The sequence below is a fragment of the Verrucomicrobiota bacterium genome, assembly GCA_016871535.1.
GTDB lineage: Bacteria > Verrucomicrobiota > Verrucomicrobiia > Limisphaerales > SIBE01 > VHCZ01.
In genome coordinates, this window is record VHCZ01000018.1 from 20,412 (window position 1) to 46,530 (window position 26,119).

The window sequence follows — 26,119 nt, forward strand, 5'->3', positions numbered from 1 at the left end:
TTGAAAACTGTCTCCGCTTGGCGGAAGCGAGCGTCGCGCTGAACGATGCGATCAAATCCCGCGCGTTGGCGCTGGAACAGTCCGGCTTCAAGGCGCTGGACGCTTTGCACCTCGCCTGCGCTGAAGCTGCCGGTGCGGAGAGATTCCTGGCTTGTGACGACCGCCTGATTCGACGATATTCAAGCCAGATGATCGTTGAGAGTCCGGTGACGTTCACCACCAGCCTGACGAGAAATCCCGATTACGATACCTGGAGCACGACGCCGCGCGGATCGGGTTCGCTGCGGCGGTTGAGCGCCAATTCTGCGCATGCCGTGGATAAGGTCGCGCTGCTGGTAGCGCGGATCGATCACAAAGGGGATGAAACCGAGCCGGACGACGGCCATGTGGCCTGGCGGAATTTCCGGAAGATGGAGGTGCGCCTGATCGCGGACGCAGGGCGCGACTTCCGGTTTTGGTTCTGAGGCAGCTCAGCAGTACACCAAAACGTGGGGATCGAGCGGGGTGATGCGATTGATGCTGAGGAGCTTGTTGATGGAGGCGTCCGACAACTCCCGGCCCCTCGGGAGGAGGAGGAAATTGTTCGCGTTGAAAATGTCCCGCGCCAGGACCATACCCGGCTTGAGTTCGATGAGCAGGATTTCGCGTTCGCCGCGCGGCATTTTCGTGAGCGCCGCGGCTTTGGCGAACGCCTGGACGGCATCGGGATCCCAGCGCGTTTCGACCTCGGCTTCGATCTCGCTCATGGCCTGAATGCTTGCGGCGTGCTTGCTGCAATATGCGACCACGATCGCCAGAAGCCGGGACAGCGGCGGAATCATTTCACCTTTCAAGCCGTCCGGGTAACCGGTGCCGTTCCAGTTTTCATGGTGGGAGCGAATGATTTCTCCGGCCTCTTTGAAGAACTCGAACTCTTCGAGCATTTTCTGGGAGAGTTCGCAATGGCGTTTGATGATGACCAGTTCTTCGTCCGTGCATTTCTCCGGCCCGCGGAGCCACCGCCGCACGATGCCGCGATCGACGTTGACGAGGGAAATGTCGTGCAGCGCGGCCGCCCAGCTCAGGCTTTTGAGTTGGTCCGACGGAAGTTCCAGGACTTCGCCAAGGGTTTGCACCAGCGCGACGGCCCGTTGGGAGGTGTTGCCCAGGTTTGGGTGAAAAGTGTAAAGCATTTTGGTGAAGGCCTGGATCGCCAAATCCACTCCCGGCGGCGGGGGAACCGTCAGACTTCCGGCGGAGGTTTCCCCTTCCCCTCCCAAGGCCACCCCTTGTGAATCGGTTTCGGAAGCGCCGGAATCAGACGCGCCCCTCTGACGGGCCTCGGTGGCGGCTTGTTCCGCTTCTGCGAGCTTGGTGAGCTTCAGATTCAGATTCATGTTCCGCTCGTGCAGCGCCTGATTCTCGGTGACGAGACGGTTGTGAGTGATCGCGTTGCGCAGCGTGACGAGGACTTCTTCGCGCAGCCACGGTTTGGTGACGAAGCGGTAGATCAAATCCGTTTTGATGGCCTCGGAAAGCGCCGTGAGGCTCAGTTTGCTGCTCAGGAGCAACCGCGTGATGGAAGGGTGGGACTCCTTGATTTTGGTCAGGAAATCCAGGCCAGTCATGCCGGGCATCTCATGGTCGCACAAGATCACCGCGAAATTCTCGCGCTGGAGGATGTCCAGGGCTTTGCTGGCGCCATCGGCCTCAGTGATGTTGTAGCCCTCCGGCTGGAGTTGGTCTTTGAGAACATTACGGACCATGTCCTCGTCATCCACGAGGAGAACCCTAACCCCACTCGGATCGATCAATGCCGACTTTGCAGCCATAAGTTTCCTAAATTTTAGAGCCTGACCTTTTCGCTTAGCCCAGCGAAAGTCAAGTACGACAAGAACCGTTCGAGCAAAGCATTTCTCAGACCCTTCTCCGAAGCGCCCACTGAAGCCATCGCGAGCAGGTGGCGTCACGCACCGCATTTCTCCAGGGTTGCCAGCGCGGCCGCTCCGTGTGGAACAGCAAATGGAAGCTGATCATTGCCGGCCATACCCTCTTGAATGACCCCGGTGAAGGACTCGACCGATTCATCCGGACCGTCAAAGACGCCAAGCTGACCTACTCGTGCGCGGGGAATTGAGGCGGCTCTGCGGCGTGATTGGGGCCACGAAAACCATTCTAATCTAACCCGTAATTAGTTAATTAGCGGCCGCGCTGAACTTGCAGGAAGTTCACAGTGCCTTCCTTGATGCTTGCGGAGGGGGTTCTTTACGCCTTAATACTGGCGCCCCGAAGAAATCACGTGACTCTCACATGTAGCAACCAGGCAAATCGGACTGGAATCGGCAACTTCTGGCTCGTGCTCGCGTTGGCGTGGGCCGGCCTCTTGGTTCTGAGCGCAGGATGTTCCCGCGTTCCCTCACTCCAGAACGGATCTCCTCGCACTTCGGAACTGACGGGGCTTCAAGATCTGAACGGAAATGGGGTTGACCCGCTTCCGCCAGACAGCACCAACACGACTGTCTTCGTTTTCGTAAGCACCGATTGCCCAATTTCAAATCGTTACGCGCCGGAAATTCGCCGGCTTCACGAGAAGTTCGCGCCCCTGGGAATCAGGTTCTGGCTCATTTACCCAAGCGCGAGTGAGTTACCCGGTGCGATCCGGAAACATCTGGAGGAGTATCAATACCCTTGCAGCGCTTTGCGTGATCCACGGCATGAATTGGTCAAGCGAACCCAAGTGCGTGTGACACCGGAAGTCGCAGTGTTTGTTCCGGGGCCGAAGCTCGTTTATCACGGCCGGATTGATGATCGGTACGTCGATTTCGGCAAGGAACGTCCGGCGCCGACGCGGCGCGACCTTTTAGCTGTTCTAACATCGATTGCGTCCAACCAGCCGGTGACGAACGCCCCCGTTCCAGGCGTGGGCTGTTACATTTCAGACTGAGTCGAAATCTTTCGAGTTGTGCCACGGAAACCGGGACAAGGAGGATTAAGCTGAGCCACGTTGACGCGTTTGGCCCGGTCCCAGGCCATGCACAAGCACGAGGTTTTCGCTTCCAAGCTTTTCTAAGCAAGCCTCTTGCGGCGGAGGATTTGGCGCTGGCATCCGCAGTGCTAACCAACTTCGCGACTTTAACACGACGAATTTATGGCAAAAGTATTAGGCATTGATCTGGGAACGACCAACTCCTGCATGGCAGTGATGGAGGGCGGTGAGCCAGTCGTCCTGGAAAACAGCGAAGGCAAGCGAACCACGCCTTCGGTCGTGGCCTTCACCAAGAGCGGAGAACGGTTGGTGGGAGACGCCGCCAAGCGCCAGGCTGTGACCAATCCCCGCAACACAATCTACTCCATCAAGCGCTTCATGGGCCGCAAATACGACGAGGTCGCCGAAGAGACAAAGCGCGTCCCCTACAAAGTCGTGCGTGCGTCCAATAACGATGCCGCAGTCGAGGTTGAGGTCGAAGGCAAACCCAAGGTGTTCAGCCCGCCTGAGATTTCCGCGATGATCCTGGCAAAATTGAAAGCGGACGCCGAAATGCGCCTTGGAGAAAAGATCACCCAGGCCGTTATCACTGTGCCCGCCTATTTCAACGACTCCCAACGCCAGGCGACCAAGGATGCGGGCCGAATTGCCGGTCTGGAGGTTTTGCGCATCATCAATGAGCCCACCGCCGCCTCTCTGGCTTATGGCCTGGACAAGAAGAAGGACGAAAAAATCGCGGTCTATGATCTCGGTGGCGGAACGTTCGACATCTCCGTCCTGGAAATCGGCGATGGCGTCTTTGAAGTCAAAGCGACCAACGGTGACACGCATTTGGGCGGCGATGATTGGGATGCGCGGATCATGGATTGGATCCTGGATGAGTTCAAGAAAGAGCACGGAATGGATTTGCGCAAGCAACCCGACGCCATCCAGCGGATCAAGGAGGAATCGGAGAAGGCGAAAATCGCGTTGAGCAGCGCCCAGCAATACGAGATCAACCTGCCGTTCATCACCGCCGACGCGAGCGGGCCGAAGCACATCAGCCTGAAGGTGACCCGGGCGAAGATGGAGCAGTTGTGCGACGATTTGTTCGAGCGCACCGTGGTGCCGGTGAAGAACTGTTTGAAAGACGCCGGGATCACCACCGATCAAATCGACGAACTGGTGCTGGTCGGAGGCATGACGCGCATGCCGCGAGTGGTGGAAACGGCTCGGACGCTGGTCAACAAGCCGCCGCATCAGGGCGTTAACCCGGACGAAGTCGTCGCCGTGGGGGCGGGCATTCAGGGCGGCGTGCTCAAAGGGGAAGTCAAAGACGTTCTGCTTCTGGACGTCACGCCGCTGTCGTTGGGCATCGAAACGCTGGGAGGCGTGTTCACGAAATTGATCGAGCGCAACACGACGATTCCGACGCGGAAATCGGAGATTTTCTCGACGGCCTCGGACAATCAGCCGGGCGTGGAGATTCACGTGCTGCAAGGCGAGCGTCCCATGGCCAAGGACAACAAGACCATCGGGAAGTTCCATTTGACGGACATTCCGCCGGCGCCCCGCGGCGTGCCGCAGATCGAAGTCACATTCGACATCGACGCCAACGGCATCCTGCACGTCAGCGCCAAGGACCTGGGCACAGGCAAGGAACAGAAGATTACCATCAGCGCCAGCAGCGGCTTGAACAAAGACGAAGTCGAACGCATGCGCAAAGATGCCGAGGCGCACGCCGAGGAAGACCGCCAGCAGCGAGATGAGATCGAGACCCGCAACGAAGCGGATAATGCCGTCTATCGCAGCGAAAAGATGCTCCGCGACAACGCCGACAAGATTTCCAGCGGCGACACATCGAAAATCGAAAAGGCGATCAGCGACGTGAAGGACGCCTTGAAAGGCAGCGATATGCGCGCCATCAAGACCGCCAGCGAGCGTTTGACCGAGGCGTGGCAGGCCGTCTCGGCAGAATTGTACAAAGCGGCGGCGGAAAAAACCAAAGCGGGACGCGGCCAGAGCGGCGCCGGCACCGAGGCGCGCGCCGGCGGCAAAAGCGAAGGCGGCAAGGACGAAGGCCCGATTATCGACGCCGAAGTCGTGGATGAAAAGAAGTAGGGCCGTTGGATCCGGGTTTCATCTCGCGAGACTCATGGCCTCCGCGCCTCGAAAACCAGACATTACAGTTTTCCCGCAGCGGGTGCGGCGGGATTTGATTCGAACTCAACCAACAACACAAAGGAACTAACAAAGCGTATGGCGATTAACGTAAAGCCACTGGGTGACCGGGTCCTGGTCGAGCCAGTGGAAGAAAAGGAAGTCAAGAAAGGCGGGATCATCATTCCGGACACAGCCAAGGAAAAACCCATGGAAGGAATTGTCGTGGCCCTGGGCACCGGCAAGACCGATGACAACGGAAAGAAAGTCCCGTTCGAAGTCAAAGTGAAGGACCGCGTGCTGATCAGCAAGTACGGAGGCACTGAAATCAAACTGGATGGCAAGGAGTTCAAGATTCTCAACTCCGACGATATCCTGGGAATCATCGAATAACCAAAACGGAACCAACTGGAAAACGAAGGAACTAAACTATGGCAGCAAAGCAATTACTCTTCGAAGACGCAGCCCGTCAGTCGATCCTCAAAGGCGTCACCAAGCTCTCCAAGGCCGTGACCGCCACGCTGGGGCCCAAAGGCCGCAACGTCGTGCTCGACAAGAAATTTGGCTCGCCCACCGTCACCAAAGACGGCGTGACCGTCGCCAAGGAAATCGAACTGGAAGATCCTTACGAGAACATGGGCGCACAAATGGTGCGTGAAGTCGCCAGCAAAACGAGCGACGCCGCCGGCGACGGCACCACGACTGCGACCGTGCTCGCGGAATCGATCTTCCGCGAAGGGCTGAAATACGTGACGTCGGGCGCCAACCCCATCGGCATTCAACGCGGCATTCTGAAATCCGTCGGCGCCGCCGTCGAGCACCTGGGCAAGATTTCCAAGAAGGTCAAAGACAAAGAAGAGATCAAGCAGGTCGCGACCGTGTCCGCCAACTGGGACACCACGATCGGCGAGATCATTGCCGACGCGATGGATAAAGTCGGCAAGGACGGCACGATCACAGTCGAGGAAGCCAAGTCGATCGAGACCACGCTCGAAGTGGTCGAAGGCATGCAATTCGACAAGGGTTACCTCTCTCCCTACTTCGTGACGAACGCCGAGACGATGGAATGCAAGCTCGAGGAAGCTTACATCCTGATCTATGAAAAGAAGATTAGCAGCCTGAAGGATCTCCTTCCCATCCTGGAAAGGATCGCCAAAGTCGGCAAACCTCTCCTGATCATCGCGGAAGAAGTGGAAGGCGAAGCGCTGGCGACGCTGGTCGTGAACAAACTCCGGGGAACCCTGAACGTCTGTTCCGTTAAGGCGCCTGGCTTCGGCGATCGCCGGAAAGCCATGCTGGAAGACATCGCCATCCTAACCGGCGGCAAGTGCATCACCGAGGATCTCGGCATCAAGCTGGAGAACTTGCAGCTCGATGACATGGGCCGCGCCAAATCCATCGTCGTGGACAAAGAGAACACCACGATCGTGGAAGGCTACGGCAAGTCCAGCGAGATCCAGGGCCGGGTCAATCAGATTCGCCGGCAAATCGAGGAAACCACCTCGGACTACGACCGCGAGAAACTGCAGGAACGCCTCGCGAAGCTGGCCGGCGGCGTGGCCGTCATCAATGTGGGCGCCGCGACCGAGACGGAGATGAAAGAAAAGAAAGCTCGCGTGGAGGACGCGCTCCATGCGACCCGCGCCGCGGTCGAAGAAGGCATCGTCCCCGGCGGCGGCGTGGCCTTGCTCCGTTGCTTGTCGGCGATCGATGGCCTCCACCTGAAGGACGAGGACGAGAAGATCGGCGTGTCCATCGTGAAGAAGGCGATTGAGTTCCCAACGCGCGCCCTGGCCGACAACGCCGGCGTGGAAGGCTCCGTTGTCGTGGAAGAAGTCAAGAAGCGCAAGGGCAACGACGGGTACAACGTCGCGACCGGCGACTACGAAGACCTCGTGAAAGCGGGCGTCGTCGATCCCAAGAAAGTGACGCGGACCGCGCTCCAGAACGCGGCGTCGATCGCCGGGCTGTTGCTCACGACCGAGTGCTTGATCACCGAAATTCCGGAGAAGGAAAAACCGGCTCCGGCGGGCGGTGGCCACGGCGGGATGGGCGGCATGGACTACTAAGCGCGCAGCGCCTTAGAGGAACCGAGGCAATCATACGAGGCTGGCGCAAGCCAGCCTCGCTTTCTTTTCGAAGCCGCGCCGCGTCACCGAGGCGCGCAGTCGGGGAGATTCCGCGCCACTTCATCCGCGGTTCGCCATCGGCGGAGCGCCGAGACCACGCACGGCAGCGCGTCCGAATAGCGGCCTGGGATGTCCGCTTCGCCCGGGAGTCGGGGCGCAAAAGCCAGCCGCTCCGCCGGCGGACAGAAATCGGTGGTGATCCCCGGTTTGTCGCCGCGCGGATCGACCCGGTACCAGCCGTGGCGCGTAAGAAAGACCGCCGTCAATCCGTGCAGACAAAAGGCCTGGCCTTCAGCGTCGAGAGACAGGTCAAATCAAGAGAATTCAGGCGGAAAACGGAAAACAAACTTCTCTTGCCAAGAGCTCGAACATGGTTTCAACTGGTTTAACCTCGATCTATGCAAGACAAGCAGCATCCCTTGGATGGCTTTGTGCACACCCGCCTGCCGTGGATTATTACAGGAGGGGCATTCCTGGTTTACGCCATCACGCTCAACCATTGGGTCACGCTGGACAGCTTGCCCTATGTGGCGAAGGTGACGGGGTGGGACTGGGTGTTGCCGCTGCACGCGCCGCTGTTCTTTTTGCTGACGTTTCCGATCCGCGGGTTTCCGGAAGCGTGGCAGCCCATCGCGCTGAATCTGTTCGCAGCAGTTTGCTCCGCGCTCAGCCTGGGCCTGCTCGCCCGATCCGTCTCACTCCTGCCGCACGACCGCACCCACGCTCAGCGTCAGCGGGAACGGAGCGAGTTCTCTTTCCTCACGATTCCCGCGGCCTGGGTTCCGCCGCTCCTGGCAGCGCTGGCTTGCGGTTTGCAATTGACGTATTGGGAACACTCCGTCGCCGTCACGAACGAAGCGCTGAGCCTCCTGGTGTTTGCTTACTCGATCCGTTGTCTTCTGGAGTACCGCGTCGATCAGCGCGAATCCTGGTTGACGCGCCTGGCGCTTGTTTACGGAGTGGGCGTCACGAACAACTGGGCGATGATCGGCTTCTTTCCGCTGTTCCTGTTCGCGCTGGTTTGGATCAAGGGAGCGAGTTTTTTCCAGATCCGTTTCATGGGACGGATGGCAGCGCTCGGCGCCATAGGATTGCTGCTGTACCTGTTGCTGCCGGCCGTCTGGGCATGGACGGATTCCGCCTCGGTTGGTTTTTGGCAATCGCTGAAGGCCGAGTTAGCCAGTCAAAAAGCCTTCCTGTTGCGGCCCGACCTGCGCAGCCGGGCGCTCTTGTTGTCGCTCACGTCCATCTTGCCGGTGTTCATCCTGGGCATTCGCTGGCCTTCGAGTTTTGGCGACACCAGCGCAGCCGGAGCGATGATCTCGAATTTGATGTTCCGGCTCATCCATGTCGTCCTGCTCGCGGCGTGCGTGTGGACGGTATTCGACCAGAAGTTCAGCCCGCGCGCGCTGGTGACCAGCCGCTACCCGTACGACGCGCTGCTGACGTTCCATTTTCTCACGGCGCTCAGCATTGGTTATCTCAGCGGTTACGTGTTGCTCGTGTTCGGGCCGGGCAAAGACCGGCCCTGGAAACGCCGGGGCCAGGGAACGTTGCTGGTGGATCGCGGTTTGACGGCCGCCGTTTGGCTGGCGTTGATCGGAGTGCCCGGGGGCCTGATTTACAAAAACCTCCACCATTTCTGGAACAGCAGCGCCCCATTGCTCAAGCAATTCGCGGAACAGTGCGCTGCGCCGTTGCCCGCAAAAAACGCCATCGTCCTCAGCGACGACCTGAACAGCCTCCTGCTTTTGGAAGCTCACATGGGCCGCGCCTCCGCGTCCAACGAACGAGTCCTGGTTCACAGCCGGTCACTGCCGATTCCGGAGTACCACCGGCAACTCGTCAAACGCTATCCGGCGCGCTGGCCCGACATCCTGGCGGGCCAACCGCAAGGCGAGATCGTGGATGACGTGGACTTGCTGGCCACGCTGATTGGCCTGAGCCAGACGAACGAAATCTATTACCTGCATCCGAGCTTCGGATTTTACTTCGAGAAATTCTACCCGCGTCCGTTGGGGCTGGCGTCGCGCCTGGTGCTCTATCCGACCAACTTGATCAACCCGCCGCCTTTGACCCGGCAGGAATTCGATACCAACCAGCTTTTTTGGCGAGGCCTCGAAGACACCTTGAATCTCGTGAAAGAGCAAACGCGGCGGGAATCCCGGGACGCGCTTTTCCTCTCCGTGTTTTATTCGCGCGCCGCCAATGACTGGGGCGTTTCCGCGCAACGGTTCGGGCAGCTCCCCGAAGCCGGCCGCATGTTTGAACTCGCCAGCGGCCTGAACACGAATAACAGACCCGCGCGCGTCAATGTCGCTTTCAACCGATTGCTCCGCGCCGAGGCGGGCAGCGCCGGAAGCTCCGCCCGAAGCGCGGAAGACCGGCTCGGCGAGTTCCGGGATTGGGAAAGCATGCTGGCGTTCAACGGCGTGTTTGACGAACCCGATTACTGCCTTCACCTCGGAGATATCTTCTTCCAGCAAACCCTATTTCGCCAGGCCGCTCTGCAGTTCAGCCGCGTCCGGGAACTCCAGCCCACCAATCTTGTCCCGCAATTGCGGCTGGCCAACGTCTTCCTGCAATGGCGCAGGCCCGATCTGGCACTCGAACGCATCGCACAAGTCCGTGCCTCGAAGGCCTTTCCGCCATTGACACCGGACGACGAGCTGGCCCTGGCGCGCCTCGAAGCCTCCGCTCACTTCAGCAGAACCAACTATCCGGCTGCGGAACAAATCCTCATCAAGGCACAGGAAAGGTTTCCCGACCACTCGACCGCCCTGGAGGCGCTGGCCCGCTTTTACGCGCACACCAGTCAAACCAACAAAGCGCTGGCCACGATTGACCGGATGCTTCAGAAGGATCCCGGCAATGGCTCCGCGCTGATGGACCAGGCGACGATTCACTTCAACAGCCGCGACTACGACAAATCGCTGGCCTCGCTGGACCGCATTCTTCAGAAAGATCCCAAAAACATCTCGGCCTTGCTCTACAAGGTGCTTGTGCACATGGAACGCAAAGATCACTCGAAAGCGCTCGCCGACGTGGAACGCGTCCTGGAGATCGAGGCCGACAACTACGACGGGCTGCTCCAAAAGGGGATCATTCTGATTGAAACGAAAAAGTTCGAGGACGCAGCCAGGCCATTGACCCAACTGCTCAAGATAAACCCGAACGACGTCAACGCGCTGAAGAATCGCGGCATCGCCCATCTGCAGGGTGGTCGCCTGAACGAAGCCCAAACCGATTACGAAAAACTCCAGCGCCAACTCCCGAAATATCACGTGCCCTATTACGGATTGGCCGAGATCGCTTACCGGAAGAAGGACACCGCGGCCGCCATTCGCAACTACGAGTACTACTTGAAGTTCGTTCCTGAACCGAAGAGCGCCGAACCAGAAAGCCCCGAACTGGCCGCGGAGAAGAAGATGGTCAATGACCGGCTCAAGGAGCTGCGCGCGGCCGGTCGCTAAGATGGAGGGAATCAACACCGCTCGTCGCTGCCGAGGACACGAGGCTCTGCATATTGCGGATTTCGGATTCGGAGAAGCGAGCCTCCTTATGTCGGCTGCCGCGGCCTTCAAAACACACTCTGAGTGGTCCATCTCATAAGTACACTCACGGATGCGCGTCACGCACGTCATCACGCGCTTGATCGTTGGCGGCGCCCAAGAGAACACCCTGGCGTCAGTTCTGGGGCTGCGAACCAAACCTGACGTGGAAATCAATCTGATCTCCGGCCTAACCACCGGCCCGGAAGGCTCCCTGGAACATCAAGCCGCCGCCGTTCCTGACCTGCTCACGGTCGTCCCGGAACTAATCCGGACTCCTCATCCCTGGAAGGACGCGCTGGCTTACCGCCGCCTCATCCAGTTGTTTCGCCAGCGGCGACCGCACATTGTGCACACGCACAGCGGCAAAGCCGGGATTCTTGGACGCCTGGCCGCGGCTAAAGCCGGGGTGCCGATCGTCGTTCATTCCATTCACGGCCCGTCATTCGGCAGCTTCCAGAGGTGGCTTCTCAATCTCGTTTTCCGAAGCGCTGAGCGCCACGCGGCCCGATTCACCACGCATTTCATCGCGGTCGCAAACGCAATGATCCACCAGTACCTCAAGGCCGGAATCGGAAAGCCCGAGAACTACACGCGAATTTTCAGCGGCTTCGCTCTGGAGCCATTTCTGGCTGCGTCCCATGATTCGAAACTGCGCGCCAGGCTCGGTCTTGCGGAAACGGATTTCGTGGTCGGCAAGATCGCGCGGCTCTTCAAATTGAAGGGGCACGACGATCTCTTGACTGTGGCGCCGCGCCTCGTGAAAGCGTGTCCGCGAATGAAGTTTCTCCTCGTAGGCGACGGCGCATGGCGGTCGCGATTTGAACAAAGGGTGCGCGATCTGGGCCTGGAAAAGCACGTCCTCTTCACGGGGTTGGTTCCGCCGGACGCGATCCCGTCCTTTATCGGCATCATGGGTGTTCTCGTCCATCTGTCGCGCCGGGAAGGCCTGGCGCGCGCCTTGCCGCAAGCTCTGACGGCTGCGCGCCCGGTTGTCGCTTACGATTGCGACGGAGCACGCGAAGTCTGCCTCGACAACGAAACAGGTTTTCTGGTCCGGCCCGGGGATCTGGAAACGCTGGCTGAACGCCTTCTTCAACTGGCGGCCGATGAAGAACTGCGGCAAAGACTGGGCCGCCGAGGCCGGGCGCTCGCGTCCGAGCAATTCTCTGTCGCGAAGATGGTGGACGCGCAGTATGAGCTTTATCTGAAGTTGCTCAACCGATGACCTTCCCCTTCAACGTTTATCTCCTGGCGTTTGTTTCCGCATTCCTGGCGGCGCTGATTTCACTGCCGGCGTGGCGGCGATGGTGTAATCGGACCGGATTGGTCGATGATCCGGGGCACCGAAAAATCCACGACCAGCCAATCGCGCTGGCCGGAGGCTTCGCCGTGCTCACGGCGCTCGCGCTGGCCTTGATCGGGGGTATCGTTGCCGTTTCGGTCAGCACTTATTTTTGGGGAAGCGGCCTGCCGAATCCCATGAGCCAGGCGCCTGGGATGGGACGCGGTTTGTTGGATGCAGAGACGAGCGATTTGCTGCAATACGGGCTTCGCCGCCGCGCGGCTCAGTTGGTGGCGATTTTTCTCGGGGCGGCCGCCATGTTTTTCCTGGGCTGGCTGGACGACAAACACGAACTGAAACCCGCTGTGAAGTTCAGCGGCCAGCTTTTCATCGCGGCGCTGGTGGCAGCTTCGGGCGTTCGGATCACGCTGTTCGTGCCCAGCGTTCTGTTCAGTTACGCCGTGACCATTCTCTGGATTCTGACCGTGACGAACGCGTTCAACCTCATGGACAACATGAATGGACTGTGTTCGGGCCTGGGGGCCATTTGCGCATGGCAATTCGCCTGGAGCGCAGCGCTGCACGGCCAGTACCTGGTCGCGTCCTTCGCTTTGATGATTTCCGGAGCGCTTCTGGGTTTTCTTCCTTACAACTTCCCGAAAGCCACGGCGTTTCTCGGCGACGCGGGCAGCCATCTGGTGGGATTCCTCCTCGCGGTGCTCGCGGTTCTTCCGCACTTTTACTCCCGCGAACATCAGAACGCGTGGGCGGTGTTGTCCCCGCTGCTCATCCTCGCCGTTCCGCTGTTGGATTTGGCCTGGGTCGTCATCCTGCGCTGGCGGATCGGAAAGCCGTTTTACGTGGGCGACACCAATCACCTGTCGCATCGCCTCGTCCGCCGTGGCCTGAGCCGCGCCCGAGCCGTGGCCGTCATCTGGCTCATCGCAGCGGCGGTGGGCAGCGTGGCGTTCCTCTAAAATCTGCGCTCCTTTGTCCACAGGCCTGCTGCGGCGAGGGTGCGATTCAAACTGTCGGTCAGCGAAGTCTTCCCCCTCTTTTCCCGAAGGGAGGAGAGGGCTGGGGAGAGGAGGGGCGTCCGATTTCGCTTTTCCAAGAAACCCTTCTCTCCAGCTCCTCTCCAGCTCTCTCTCTACTTGTTCCTCGCGGGGAGAGAGAGGAGCCAATCGAATCGCGACTGACCGAAACTTCTAAGAGCGTGTCCGAAAATTCCGCGGGGTCCTGTTTTCGCGCCAAAGGCCGGATGGCGAGGCGCAACGAAGGAGAATATCCTCCCTGGATCTTCGACTGAGGAGCAACGAAGCCAGGCGGCCTTTGGCGCGAAAACCCTCCGGGCGGCGGGTCTTTTGTCCGTGGCCTGCGTTGGCTCGGTCCTTACAGCCCGCGTTGGGGATGCTCGGACCTCGCCGCCTTGGCCACAGCCAAAATCCCTCGCCGCAGGACCCCGCGCAATTTTCGGACACGCTCTAACCGCACGCCTACCGCGCGTCGCGGGGTTTTCCCCGAAGTTGCCAACCGGGTGTCTGTCAGCGAGACTACCAGCGCATGACGAAAGCTTTCTACATCACGACCGCGATCGATTACGTGAACGGCCAGCCGCACCTCGGACACGGCTACGAAAAGGTCGTCACAGATGTGATCGCGCGGTCGCGGAGAAGCCTGGGCGAAGCGGCGTTCTTTCTGACCGGCGTGGACGAGCACGGCCAGAAAGTCCAGCAGGCGGCCTTGAACGAAGGCAAAGCTCCGCAGGTCTATTGCGACGAACTCGCGGCGAGCTTCCAATCGTTCGCGGGCAAACTCGGAGCGAGCAACGACGATTTCATCCGCACGACCGATTCGCGGCACAAACATTTCGTGAAAGCGTTCCTGGCCAAGCTCCATGCCGCGGGCCACTTCTATAAGGCGACCTACAAGGGTTTTTACTCGCCCAAGGAGGAAACCTTCCTGACCGATCGCGACCGACGCCCGGACGGAACGTTCGATCCTCAATACGGCGAAGTCATCGAACTGGAGGAGGAGAACTATTACTTCCGGATGAAGGAACACCAGTCGTGGTTAACCCACTACATTGAAACGCATCCCGACTTTGTCTCGCCGCCGGAGCGCCGGAATGAAATTCTGGGCTTTCTGAAGAACAGCGCGCTCGAGGACCTTTGCATCACGCGGCCCGCCGCGCGATTGAACTGGGGCATCCTCACGCCCTTCGACCCGGCCTACGTGACCTACGTCTGGTTCGACGCGCTTCTGAACTACGTCACGCTCCCCGCGCACCTCGGAGATCCTACGGTGTTGGCCGCCCTCAAAGGCCTTCCCAACTCTCCACTCTCAACTCCCGGCTCTCAACCCGCGCCGCGCCTCTGGCCTGCCGACGTCCACGTCATTGGCAAAGACATATCGAGATTCCACGCCGTGTTCTGGCCGATCATGCTCAAAGCCATGGAACTGCCCTTGCCAAAGCAAATCCTCGTGCACGGCTGGTGGCAAAAGGACGGGCAAAAGCTCAGCAAGAGCACGGGCAACGTCGTCGATCCGCTCGCGGTCATCGCGGAGTGGGGCCTGGACGCGTTCCGTTATTACGTCGTGCGGGAACTCGACATTGGCCCGGACGGAAACTGGACCGACGCCGGTTTTCAGGCCCGTTACCACGCAGAATTGGCCAACGGGTTGGGCAATCTGGTGAACCGTTCGCTCTCGATGCTGAAACGCTATCGCAACGGGATCGTGCCGGCGCGCTCGGATGAATTGGCCAGCGAAGCGGCAAATGTGGTGCGCGCGACTCTCGAGCACCTGAAGCGGTGCCAATTGCAAACGGCGCTGCAAAGCGTCTGGACGCTGGTCAACCGCGCCAATCAATACGTCGATCACACCGCGCCGTTCAAGCTGGCCAAAGATCCCGCGCAAGCCAAGCGTCTGGATGAAGTGCTCTACAACCTCGCGGAGACTTGCCGCGTCCTGGCCGTGCTCTTGTGGCCGTTCGTTCCGACGACATCGACCAAGATTTTCCAGCAACTCGGACTCCCGGACGAGCCGAACCAACTGGCGCGCGCCGCTTGGGGCGGCTTGCCCGCCGGGCACACCATCGGCGAACCTGCGGCGTTGTTCCCGAGGAGAAACTGACGGTGCATGCCGCCGCGGTCTTCTCCCTCTCCCGCGACGAAGTGGGAGAGGGTCGGGGAGAGGGCAAATTGCTTCTTCCTATCGGAGGGATCTGCTCGGCCTTCACGCATCTCCTTCCTGTGAATCTGCGGTAGGGCGAGCCTCTCCCCAGCGAGCCGATTCGGACGTGTTCCATGCACGTCGAGCGGCTCGCCGCTACGGACTCGCCCTGCCTGGCTCATGGGGCGAACATGCTTCGGCGGACTCTCCCCACGAACCCACCCCTTCATCCCTCCCAGCAGGGGAACTTGAAAGTGACGCTGAAAACGAAGCTCCCCTCCTGAGAGGGGCAGGGGTGGGTTCAGCGGTTGAATGCGCGAAGCACCTTCGGCGAATTCTCTCCCCGGCCCATCCACCGGGAATCGCCGCTTCGCCTCTTTCAGACTCGTCCGCGCCTGGGCCTGCCTCCAGCATCGGAGCACTTGGGACAAAGACACGCTTTCGGCGTTCTCGCAAGCGCCCCGCACTTCGGACACCGATTCAGGAATACCTCCTCACTGCGAGTTCTCAAAATCCGATCTCGAGTAGAGATCAAGAACTCCTCCGCGCCCTTGTCGAGGAGTGCCAGCACCTGTGGCTCACTGGACCCGAATCGCCGTCGAATGAGTCGCTTCATCTCATCTGTGGACGAATGCTCCGCCTTCCGCTCGGCCACGAGTGCCTTGTATGTCATCTTCTCCGCAAGTGTCATGAGCGAAAAGTAATTGTGAAATACATAGTGAGTAAGGTCATCGACCTCGTGCGGCAGGACCGTTCCCTTTTCTTTCGCGTAAGACATGGTTTGCAATGGTCTGATCCGCGTGCCGGCTAAGCATCTCTGCTGCGGAACGATGGGAGATTACGCGTGCGTTGACTCTCAGCAAGAAAGAATCCGCACTGTGCAGAGCTATGCAGGATGAAGTGGAAAAGTTAAGGTTGCCGAGAATCTCCCCGCCAATTCAAACCGACATCCGATTGGAATTCGAGGATTAGTGGTCGCTCTGAATTTGTGGGGGATCATCTGGAAACAGAATGACTCCAAAACGAGACCCTCCTTGCTTCGGACCGCTTCCATTTGTTTAATTCGCCCACGAACATGAGTGAACGCAAGAAAACCGAAGTCATCGCCGAATCCGGCGCCGCGCCCGCCAAACCGCGCAACGGCAAGCCCGCAAACGTCGAACTCCCGCTGCACCGGCGCGTGGATACCAGCTTTCTCCAGTACGCTTCCTACGTTATCCGCGACCGCGCCATTCCGAATCTCGCCGACGGCCTGAAGCCCGTGCAACGGCGCATCCTGTGGTCGCTGCACGAGAAAGACGACGGGCGTTTCATCAAAGTGGCCACGATCTCCGGCCATTGCGCCCAGTACCATCCGCACGGCGAAGCCGCGATCTCCGATGCTCTCGTCGTGCTCGTGAACAAGCGCTGCCTCATCGAAGGCCAGGGCAACTTCGGCAACATTTACACCGGCGACCCGCCCGCCGCGCCGCGGTACATCGAATGCCGGCTGACGGAACTGGCGCGCACGGAAATTTTCAACGACGACCTCACTGAGCTCGTGGCCAGCTACGATGGCCGGAACAAGGAACCGGTGGTGCTGCCTGCAAAGCTGCCGCTGCTCCTGATGCTCGGCACCGAAGGCATTGCCGTCGGGATGTCGTGCAAGATTCTGCCGCACAATTTCGCGGAGTTGCTGGAGGCGCAGATCGCGATTCTCAAAAAGCAGCCGTTCAAATTGCTGCCGGACTTTCCAACAGGCGGTTTGATGGACGCGCGGGAGTATCGCGACGGCGCCGGCAGCATCAAGGTCCGCGCCAAGATCAAAACCAAGGACGATTCCACGGTTGTCATCAAAGAGATTCCTCCGACGACCACGACCGATTCCTTGATGGCGTCGATCGAAGACGCGGCGCGCAAGGGGAAGATCAAGGTCAAAAGCGTCAACGATTTCACTTCGGAAGAAGTCGAAATCGAGGTGAAAGCCCCGCAAGGCGTCAGCGCGGAACAACTCGTCGATGCGCTTTACGCCTTCACGGACTGCGAAGTCACCATTGCCAGCCGCATCATCGTGATCCGCAACAATCGGCCCGTCGAGATGACCGTGTCCGACGTGCTGAAGGAAAACACGAGCCAGCTCGTGGAAATCCTCAAACGCGAGTTGGAGCTGAAGGAGACGAAGCTGCAAGACGAGCTGCACTTCCGCACGCTGGAGCGCATTTTCATCGAGGAACGCATTTACAAGAAAATCGAGCAGTGCAAGACGAACGAGGCCGTCTTCAGCGCGGTGCACGACGGATTCAAGCCTTTCCGCCGCCAGTTGCTTCGCGAGTTGACGGACGCGGACGTGGACCGGCTGCTCGCCGTGCGCATTCGCCGGATTTCGCTTTTCGACATCAACAAGCACCGCGAGGAGATGGAGAAGCTCAAGGCGGACCTGGCGGAGACACGGAAGAATCTGAAGGGCCTCACCCGGTTCGTCATCGGCCATCTGGAGGCGTTGATCGAGAAGTACGGGCCGCAATACCCGCGCCTGACGAAATCGAGCCGCTACGACGAAGTGGACGCGAAGGAAGTCGCGTTCAAGGCGTTCAAGGTCGCGTACGACCGCGAGGCTGGCTATGTCGGCTACAAAGTGTCCGGAGACGAATTCAAAGTCGATTGCACGAAGTTCGACAAAGTCGTGCTGGTTTTCAAAGACGGACACTACAAGGTCACGGAGCTGCCGGAAAAATTGTTCGTCGGGCCGGACCTGGTCTATTGCGGATTGCCGGAGCGCGAGCGGATTTTCACGCTGGCTTACACGAATCGCGAGGCGACGTATCTCAAGCGGTTCACGTTCGGCGGAACGATCTTGAACAAGATTTACCATTGCATTCCGCCGAAGTCGAAAATCCTGTTCTTCGAGCCGGACACGCCCCCGGAATTGTTCATCAAATACAAACCCGCGCCGTATCAAAAGATCCATCAACAGACGTGCAATCCCTCCGAGGTGGAAGTGAAAGGCGTGAAGACACGCGGGCGGCAAATCTCGATCAAGGATGTTTCCTCGATCAACAGCAAACCGCCGCGCGGCTGGGATCCCGAAGGGCCAACGACTCGGGTAGCGTTTGCGTGAAGCGTCCATCACCATGCGGCAAGTCGTCCATGAACTGAAAGTGCGGACGCCCGGGCGCGGCTTTCGTGAAGTCACGGAAGACGTGGAAGCGTTGGTCCAACAGTCCGGCGTTCGCTCGGGCCTGGTGACGCTCCATTTGTGCCACACTTCAGCGTCCCTTTTGATCCAGGAGAATGCCGACCCGGAGGTGCGGAGCGATTTCGAGAGATTCTTTGCGCGCCTTGTGCCAGACGGCGACGATCTTTTCCGCCATACTGCGGAGGGCGACGATGACATGCCCGCGCACGTCCGCACTGCGCTGACCGCCGTGAACCTCAGTATTCCTGTGGCGTCCGGCCGCATGACGCTGGGAACCTGGCAAGGCATTTATGTGTGGGAACATCGCACGCACCCGCACACGCGCCGGCTGGTCGTGCACGTGCTGGGGGAATAAACTAGCCAAAGAAAAATGGGACTGCCACGCTGCCGGGCAACGAAGTGATTTTCCTATGGTGAAGTTGCTACAAACCGCAATGCTTGTGTCGGATGCCTTGAGGGAAACTCAACGCTCCGACCTGCGAACGCCTCCTTTCCCCTCACCCCGGCCCTTTCCCCAGGGGAGAGGGAGTTCGTTCGCCTCCCCCTCCGATCTGGCAACACGCTCCGACTCCTCTCTGCGTGGAATTGAATTCTCCCTCTCCCTGAGGGAGAGAGCCGGGGTGAGGGGGAACGGCGCGGCGTCTGCTGCGGAGCCCGCAATTTCGTTGGGAGGCTTGGCGCGGCTTGCGCTGCTCGCTCAGGCCCTCTTGGTGCTTGCTTTCACGACCAGGATGTTGGCCGCGGCGGACTCCGCAACCAACCGCTTCGGCTTCGCGGGCAAAGAAATCTTCCCGGTGGAATACGGCATCAGCCATCTGAACGCCGCGGACCTGGACGGAGACGGGTTGAAAGACTTGCTCGTTGTGAACAACCTGCGGTCGAAGATTACGTTGCTCTACAATCAGACGGGCAAGACCAACCTCGCTGCCAGAGCGAAACCCGAAGTCAAACGCGAGTTGAATCAGTTGCCGCCCGATGCCCGGTTCCGCATCGAATCCATCGCGTCCGAAAAGCGCATCACCGCTTTCACCGCCGCGGATCTCAATGGAGATGGCCGGCCGGACATCGCCTATTACGGCGAACCCAAGGAGTTGGTCGTGCTTTACAACAGCGGGACCAACGGCTGGAGCGCGCCGAAACGCTGGCCGATCGAGGACGGTTTGCTGAACCAGAATGCGCTCACGCACGGCGACTTGAACGGCGATCGCCGGACGGATCTGCTTTTGCTCGCGGAGAATCATGTCTATTTGCTGGCGCAAACCGCGGACCACTCGCTGGCCGAGCCGGAGAAGATTCCCTACTCCGGCGCCGTCCTGTCGGCGCAAGTGCTGGATATCCAGGGGGACGGCCGCGAGGATTTGTTGCTGGTCAATTGGGACAGCCCGAATCCTTTTCGCTTCCGGCTGCAGAATTCCAACAAACAACTGGGGCCGGAAATTCACTTCACCTTGCCTCCGATTCGCTCCTACTGGGCCGACGATCTGGATCGCGATGGCAAGACGGAAGTGATCACCATCGCCCAGAAATCCGGCCGCGCGCAAATCTCGCACTTCACGCAAAAGCCAGCCGACGCCTTGACCGGCGATTGGCGCCAGGGCCAGTTCCACGTGTTGCCTTTGGCCAAAACGACGAAGGCAAAACGCGGCGTCGCGTGGGCGGACATCAACAGCGATCAGTTGCCCGATCTATTGGTCGCGGAGCCGGAAAGCGGGCAGCTCACGGTGTATTTGCAGCAAACGGATGGTTCGCTTGCCGCGGCCCGACTTTTTCCCACCCTTACCGGGGTCAGCGAACTGGCCGTGGCGGATTGGGACCGCGACGGCCAGTCGGAGATCTTTGTCCTGAGCGCGGATGAACGGCAAGTGGGCCTCACGCGTTTCGATCAGAACGGACGAATCGCTTTCCCGAGGCTATTGCCGCATCAAGGCCGGCCGCTGGCCATGGACATCGGGCCGCTCAAGCCGGACGAAAAACCGTCGCTTGCCGTGATCACGGACCTCGACGGCAAGCGCGAACTGCAAATCTTGAGCGCCGACGGAAAACTCCGCCGCCAACCGCTCAACGCCAGTTTCAAATCGAATCCAAAATCCGTCTTGATCCACGATATCAATCAGGACGGCCTGGCCGATGTCGTGGTGTTGATTCCGTACGAGAAAATCAAAGTGCTTCTCCAGGCCGCGGAGAAAGATTTCGAGGAAAAGGATATTACCCCGCCCGGCGGCAGCGCCGAACTTCCCTGGGTGACCACGAGTGACGTGGACGGCGACGGCAAACCGGAATTGCTCCTGGCGCAAAAGAACTTTTTGCGCGCCGTCGTTCTGGAGAATCCGCGCGCCGATTCCGACAAACCAAAAGGCGCCGAATGGTCGTTCACAGTGAAGGAGCAAATCAATGGCGCGGGCAGCAATTCCCGCGTTGTCGGCGCCGCCGCGATGCGCAACGGCGCCAACGCCATCGCTTCAATCTTCCTCCTGGACGCGGAAGGGAAGGCGCTGACCTTGAGCGAACGCGACCAGGCCGGCGTATGGAAGGTCGCGAGAAATCTGCCCTTGCCAGTCAGTGATTTTCAAAGCTTGCAAGCCGTCGCGCTCGGCGATTCCAGGCCGAACAGCATCGCCTGCCTCGGCGCAAATCTGGCCGCGTGGATGACCTTTCACGGGGACGTGTGGGAATTCACGGAACTCGACGGCTACGAATCGCCCATCAAGGACGCTTTCCTGCACGATGTCGTGTCCGGCGATTTGAACAATGACGGGCGCAAGGATCTCGTGTTTCTGGAAGTGGGCAAAAGCTACATCGACGTGGTGACGTACGAGCCGCCGCATCGGCTCGTGCCGGCCAATCGGTGGCAGGTGTTCGAGGAACGGACGTTCCGCAGCCGCCGCGCCGACTCCGCCGAACCGCGCGAAGCGCTCATCGCGGACTTCAACAACGACGGCAAGAACGACCTGATCGTCGTCGTCCACGACCGGATCATTCTGTATCCGCAGGAGTGAGCTTTACGATTGTCCACCGGTGTATCTTGTAATAGAACACCGGTGTGCTCCTGCGTGAAACACTGGTGACCGCGCTGGCCAGTCCGAGCGTGGTCAGCCCGCTCCCAACGGAGGTGCCGCGCCGGGTGGTCCAGTCCCTCCAACGCGTGGCCGGACATGCGCTGGTGCTGACCGGCGTCCGGCGTTGTGGCAAGAGCACGTTGCAGCAACAGCTTTGCCGAAAGACGCGCGGGGCCGCCGTCTTCTGCAACCTGGAGGACACGCGGCTTTACGGACTGGGGCCGGAAGATTTCCCGACCTTGCTTTCTGTCCTGGACGAACACCATGCCGGCGCAGCCGTCTATCTGGACGAAGTGCAGGAGGCGCCCGAATGGCAACGGTTGGTGCGCGCGTTGCTCGACGCCGGGCGTAGCGTCTGCGTGACCGGCTCGAACGCGTCATTGCTGGGGCGAGAACTAGGCGCCAGGCTCACGGGCCGCCATGTCTCCACGGCGGTTTACCCTTTTTCGTTCGGCGAATATCTGACTTTTCGCAAGTATCAACGCGGCGCTGAGGCGTTGCGCGGTTATCTGGACGAAGGCGGCTTTCCCGGGGCGTTGCGCGAACCGGCCGCCGGCCCGGCACTGCTGCGCGAATTGCTTCGGGACGTGGTCCAGCGCGACATCGTCTCGCGCTATGCCCTGCGTGACACAAGGCATTTGATGAACCTTGCTCTGCATCTGTTGGCACACCCCGGTCAACCCCTCTCGCTGCAGTCTCTGGCCAAGGGGCTGGCCATCCCTTCCGTCGCGCAGTCCGCACGCTACGTGGAATATTTGCAGGACGCCTGGCTGCTGCTGGTGGTGCCGAAGTTCAGCCCATCGTTCAAACGGCGCGTGGTCAGCCCGCCGAAATACTACGCGATCGATCCTGGTTTCTGCGCCGCCAACACGCCAAATCCCACGCCGGATGTGGGCCGTCGGCTGGAGAACGCGGTTTTGCTTGCCTTGCGCCGCCGCGGGGAGGCGCCCACTTTCGCCGCCGAATCCCACCAGTGGGAATGCGATTTCGTCACGCCGGGCGAAGTGATCCAGGTTTGCGCCGAACTGACGCCCGCGAATCGCGCTCGCGAACTGCGCGGCTTGCTGGCTGCCGGACGGCTGCCTGGGGCCGGCGGGCGCAAACGCCGGCTCTTGGTGCTCACGCTCAATCAGCGCGATGCTCTCAAGGAAGATGGCCAGAACATCACCGTGCTGCCGGCCTGGGAGTGGCTTGATTGAACCAAGTCTCAACTCTGCTGCGCTTGAGAACCGGATTCAGCGGGCGGGGTTTTCTTGCTGCGCGGGCGCTTCGGTTTGAACAGTTCCATCTGGCGTTCTTTGAAGAATTCGTAGTTCTTCAGGATGCGGAGGATTTGCAGGAGGTCGGACTTCTGGTAGTTGCGGTTGGTTTCCACGCTGTCGATCAAATCCGCCAGAAGCGTGCCGAACGGGATGACGGCATCGATGCCCTTGGACTTGAGCAGATCCAAAGTCTGGCTGCGGCCTTCTTCGTGTTGCGGCAGCGATGGCACAACCAGAATTTTCGCCAAAGCTCCTTCCGCCCCGAAAGCGCGCGCGGCTCTCTGAAAAACCTTCGGATCGACGAAACGAAAAATCTCTGGCTGCCGGCTCAGCATAGCGGAACTGAACGTCTCCGTGTGCCAGCCCTTGACCACGACGATGGCGCGGGCCACCTGGCGCAAGTCGTCCGAGCTGAGCACGGGCGGAAGCGGCAAGTCGGAGAGCTTCGGTTGCGGATTGAAAACCAGAAAATCGATCTCGGCATCCTCGCGCCCGGTGCGCGGGATGAACTTCCGCTGCTGCCGCACGAGAAAGCCGTGCAGCTCGAAGTATTCGCGGACGATGGTTTCGCTGACGGCGGACATTCAGTCGGGGATTTATGATTTACGATTGATGATTTATGATTTGAGATCAATCAGCACACGCTCGATCAAGTCTGCGGGCACACGGTGGCCGAAGCTCGCCTGGCCGATTTTCTTCACCACAACGAATTTGATCTCGCCGCTGCGGACCTTTTTGTCGAGCTTCATCGCGTTGAACAGGCGTTCCAACCGCGCGGCGGTCAGCGAGATTTCGGTGGGCAATCCGGCGCGCGCAAACAAAGTCCGGATGCGTTCCGCGTCACGCGCCGGTAATCCAAACTGCTCCGCGGAGATTCGCGCGGCCGCGACTTGCCCGATGGAGATCGCTTCGCCGTGGAGGTGCTTGCCGTAGCCGGAAATCGCTTCGATCGCGTGACCGATGGTGTGGCCGAAGTTCAGGATCGCGCGCAGACCGCTCTCCGTTTCGTCCTGGCTCACGACTTCGGCTTTGATCTGACAGCACCGCGCGACGACGGCCGAAAGCGTCTCACGGTCCCGCCGTAGAATCTTCTCCAGATCGCGTTCGAGGCGCCGGAACAAGGCCGCGTCGTAAATGATTCCGTATTTGATGACCTCCGCCAGGCCGGCGCGAAATTCGCGCGCCGGCAGCGAATCCAGCGTGGCGAGATCACAAAGGACAAATCGCGGTTGGTAAAACGCGCCGACGAGATTTTTCCCGGCTTTCAGATTCACGCCCACCTTGCCGCCGACCGAGCTGTCCACCTGGGCCAGCAGCGTCGTCGGGACTTGCACGAACGCAATCCCGCGCAAATAGGTGGCGGCCACGAAACCTGCCAGGTCGCCCACGACGCCGCCGCCCAAGGCGACGATGAACGAGCCGCGTTCTAAACGGTGGGCGGCGAGCCGGTCGTAACAATGTTGAACCGTGCTCAACTGTTTGGAGGTTTCGCCAGCGGGAACGGCAATGAGGATGGAATCAAAACCGGCGTTGCGCAGCGAGCGCTGCACCGTCGCGCCGTAAAGACGGGCGACCTTGCGGTCGGAAATGACCGCGCAACGCGAGGCCAGATTCCGGCGGCTGCACTCCGCGGCCAGCCGGGACAAAGCCTCCGGGCCAATCAGGATAGGGTAGCTGCGGTCCCCCAGCGGGACGTTCACCGTGCGCATGAGCGAAGGATATTGAGCGGACGGGCACTGTCAAAGGTTCCCATCACAATGGTATCGATGGGAAGTTCCCTGTTCCTCACGGGCCTGGCAGGGCGAGTCCGTCCCGGCGAGCCGCTCGGCGTGCGTGGAAACACGTCCGACTCGGCTCGCTGGGGACAGGCTCGCCCTACCGTCCGGTTCCTGGGAAGCCGCATTGGCGACGACGCCATGCACTCGGCCCTTGAACCTGTCGCCGGTAGGGCGGTGCTGCTGCGGCGCCGCATCGACGGAAGACCGGCTGCGCGGCAACGCAGCCCTCCCGTCGGGTTCCCAGGAAGAGGCGACGTGGGAGGCAAAGCTCCGCACCGTCCGCACCGCGCGAGGATTGTCTTTGGACTTCGTGGCGCTTATGGTGACGCCCATGAAAGCATCGGTATTTTTGCTGTCGCTGGCGATGGCTGCCACACTCGCTTCGTGCAGCCGCGGCCCGGAATCGAAGCCCGCCGCAGACAGCCAGTCCGCGACCAATCTGCGGACCTTTACGGTGAAAGGCGTTTTGAAGAAACTGGAAGCCGGCAACCCCACGGTCACGATTCAACACGAGGAAGTGCCGAATTACATGCCCGCGATGACCATGCCGTTCACAGCCAAAGATCCGAAGGAACTTCAAGGTGTGGCGGTTGGCGACTCCATCGTCTTCCAGCTTCACGTGACGGAAGACGCGTCGTGGATCGACCAGATCCGAAAAGCAACGTCCCCCGCGCCCCCCTCTCCCTCCGTGCGTCCGCCGGTGCGGTTGGTGCGCGATGTGGAGCCGTTGAACGCCGGCGACCCGATGCCGGATTATCGGTTCACAAACGAACTTGGGCAGGCGGTCAGCCTAAGCGATTTCAAAGGCAAGGCCGTGGCGCTGACGTTCATTTTCACGCGTTGTCCCGTGCCGGAGTTTTGCCCACTGATGTCGCGCCATTTCGGGGCCGTTCAGAAGCAGCTCACGACGACGCCCAATGCCCCGACGAACTGGCAACTGCTCTCGATCTCGTTCGACCCGCATTTCGATACGCCGCTGGTTTTACGGGCCTACGCGCATACGTATCGCCAGGATCCCAGGCATTGGAGCTTCGTGACCGGCGCCATGATCGACATCGATGCGATCACGGAGCAGTTCGATCTGCCGATCGTCAAACAGGGAGAAAACTGGGAACATAAGCTGCGGACCGTGGTCATCGACGCCTCGGGCCGCATTCAGAGAATTTTCCCAGGCAATCAATGGACCGCCGACGAACTGCTCTCCGAAATCATGAAGGCGGCGGGTGAAAAGTAGGGCAGGCATCCTGCCGGCATCCTGCCTGCTCCTCATATCCTCACAATGACCCTAAGTGGTCCGTTTCGTAAATACGCTCACGTTCGTTGCGCCCAATTTGGCCTGGGGCAAGGCGCGACGAGCGAGCATCCCCCGCCAGTGGGGCTGTGACCGAGGAGCAACGCAGCCCCAGGCAAAATTCGGCGCAACCCGAAGGGCGGCAGTTCTTTTTCGCCAGACTTCGTTGCTTGCTCCTTACAGATCTACTTCGGGATATGCTCGTCGCTCGCGCCTCGTCTGGCCGAAAAATCCCTTGCCGCGAACGTGAGCGTATTTATGAAATGGACCACTAAGCTGGCTGCGGCTGTTCAGCGGTCTCCGGCGTCGGCTCA

General features: G+C 60.0%; 19 protein-coding genes. 14 read left to right on the forward strand and 5 right to left on the reverse strand.

The features are described 5' to 3' along the window. Positions 1-17 precede the first annotated feature (17 nt). The gene (locus FJ398_04450) at positions 18-464 is read left to right on the forward strand and encodes a type II toxin-antitoxin system VapC family toxin (protein ID MBM3837206.1); all 447 of its coding nucleotides are present in this window, start codon (positions 18-20) and stop codon (positions 462-464) included. A 6-nt stretch (positions 465-470) separates the two neighbouring features. Here the strand turns inward: FJ398_04450 and FJ398_04455 are convergent, their stop codons facing one another. Beyond that, entirely contained in the window at positions 471-1,958 is a 1,488-nt protein-coding gene (locus FJ398_04455) for a response regulator (protein MBM3837207.1), read from the reverse strand. A 254-nt stretch (positions 1,959-2,212) separates the two neighbouring features. Between FJ398_04455 and FJ398_04460 the strand changes: the two genes are divergently transcribed. The 4 genes from FJ398_04460 (at position 2,213) to groL (ending at position 7,173) form a co-directional block, all read left to right on the forward strand. Next, positions 2,213-2,923 (forward strand): redoxin domain-containing protein, encoded by a 711-nt coding sequence (locus FJ398_04460; GenBank protein MBM3837208.1) that lies wholly within the window; start codon positions 2,213-2,215, stop codon positions 2,921-2,923. 204 nt (positions 2,924-3,127) lie between these two features. Next, on the forward strand, positions 3,128-5,065 hold the full coding sequence (gene dnaK, locus FJ398_04465; protein MBM3837209.1) for a molecular chaperone DnaK: 1,938 nt from the start codon (positions 3,128-3,130) through the stop codon (positions 5,063-5,065). A 138-nt stretch (positions 5,066-5,203) separates the two neighbouring features. Next, positions 5,204-5,497, forward strand: a complete 294-nt coding sequence (locus FJ398_04470; protein MBM3837210.1) for a co-chaperone GroES — start codon at positions 5,204-5,206, stop codon at positions 5,495-5,497. A gap of 38 nt (positions 5,498-5,535) precedes the next feature. Continuing rightward, on the forward strand, positions 5,536-7,173 hold the full coding sequence (gene groL / locus FJ398_04475) for a chaperonin GroEL (protein ID MBM3837211.1): 1,638 nt from the start codon (positions 5,536-5,538) through the stop codon (positions 7,171-7,173). Between the two features lie 83 nt (positions 7,174-7,256). On the opposite strand, the gene FJ398_04480 is transcribed toward groL, so the two are convergent. Continuing rightward, positions 7,257-7,499, reverse strand: a complete 243-nt coding sequence (locus tag FJ398_04480; protein MBM3837212.1) for a hypothetical protein — start codon at positions 7,497-7,499, stop codon at positions 7,257-7,259. A gap of 132 nt (positions 7,500-7,631) precedes the next feature. Between FJ398_04480 and FJ398_04485 the strand changes: the two genes are divergently transcribed. From FJ398_04485 to FJ398_04520, 8 genes are all read left to right on the forward strand, one after another. Next, positions 7,632-10,706, forward strand: a complete 3,075-nt coding sequence (locus FJ398_04485; protein MBM3837213.1) for a tetratricopeptide repeat protein — start codon at positions 7,632-7,634, stop codon at positions 10,704-10,706. A 151-nt stretch (positions 10,707-10,857) separates the two neighbouring features. Beyond that, on the forward strand, positions 10,858-12,012 hold the full coding sequence (locus FJ398_04490; GenBank protein ID MBM3837214.1) for a glycosyltransferase family 4 protein: 1,155 nt from the start codon (positions 10,858-10,860) through the stop codon (positions 12,010-12,012). Beyond that, positions 12,009-13,046 carry an undecaprenyl/decaprenyl-phosphate alpha-N-acetylglucosaminyl 1-phosphate transferase gene (locus tag FJ398_04495; GenBank protein ID MBM3837215.1) on the forward strand — a complete coding sequence of 346 codons (1,038 nt, stop codon included), beginning with the start codon at positions 12,009-12,011 and terminating at the stop codon, positions 13,044-13,046. Before FJ398_04490 ends, FJ398_04495 begins: the two co-directional genes overlap by 4 nt. A gap of 586 nt (positions 13,047-13,632) precedes the next feature. After that, positions 13,633-15,204 (forward strand): methionine--tRNA ligase, encoded by a 1,572-nt coding sequence (locus tag FJ398_04500; protein MBM3837216.1) that lies wholly within the window; start codon positions 13,633-13,635, stop codon positions 15,202-15,204. 1,114 nt (positions 15,205-16,318) lie between these two features. Next, entirely contained in the window at positions 16,319-18,340 is a 2,022-nt protein-coding gene (locus tag FJ398_04505) for a DNA topoisomerase IV subunit A (protein ID MBM3837217.1), read from the forward strand. Positions 18,341-18,353: 13 nt separating this feature from the next. Next, positions 18,354-18,773 (forward strand): YjbQ family protein, encoded by a 420-nt coding sequence (locus FJ398_04510; GenBank protein MBM3837218.1) that lies wholly within the window; start codon positions 18,354-18,356, stop codon positions 18,771-18,773. Then, positions 18,709-21,414: a VCBS repeat-containing protein gene (locus FJ398_04515; GenBank protein MBM3837219.1), complete on the forward strand. Its 2,706-nt coding sequence runs from the start codon at positions 18,709-18,711 to the stop codon at positions 21,412-21,414. The genes FJ398_04510 and FJ398_04515 overlap by 65 nt, the downstream gene beginning before the upstream one ends. 44 nt (positions 21,415-21,458) lie before the next feature. Continuing rightward, positions 21,459-22,673: an ATP-binding protein gene (locus FJ398_04520; GenBank protein MBM3837220.1), complete on the forward strand. Its 1,215-nt coding sequence runs from the start codon at positions 21,459-21,461 to the stop codon at positions 22,671-22,673. Positions 22,674-22,681: 8 nt separating this feature from the next. Here FJ398_04520 and FJ398_04525 read toward each other — a convergent pair whose 3' ends face one another. From FJ398_04525 to FJ398_04535, 3 genes are read right to left on the reverse strand one after another with little or no spacing between them, the layout of a single operon-like run. Next, on the reverse strand, positions 22,682-23,320 hold the full coding sequence (locus tag FJ398_04525) for a hypothetical protein (GenBank protein MBM3837221.1): 639 nt from the start codon (positions 23,318-23,320) through the stop codon (positions 22,682-22,684). Between the two features lie 33 nt (positions 23,321-23,353). Next, complete coding sequence (locus FJ398_04530; GenBank protein MBM3837222.1) at positions 23,354-24,445, reverse strand: 3-dehydroquinate synthase; 1,092 nt, start codon at positions 24,443-24,445, stop codon at positions 23,354-23,356. Between the two features lie 30 nt (positions 24,446-24,475). Next, on the reverse strand, positions 24,476-24,847 hold the full coding sequence (locus tag FJ398_04535) for a hypothetical protein (GenBank protein ID MBM3837223.1): 372 nt from the start codon (positions 24,845-24,847) through the stop codon (positions 24,476-24,478). Here FJ398_04535 and FJ398_04540 point away from each other — a divergent pair. Next, on the forward strand, positions 24,834-25,748 hold the full coding sequence (locus FJ398_04540) for a redoxin domain-containing protein (GenBank protein MBM3837224.1): 915 nt from the start codon (positions 24,834-24,836) through the stop codon (positions 25,746-25,748). The two genes, FJ398_04535 and FJ398_04540, sit on opposite strands and share 14 nt — an antisense overlap. The last annotated feature ends 371 nt before the right edge of the window (positions 25,749-26,119 follow it).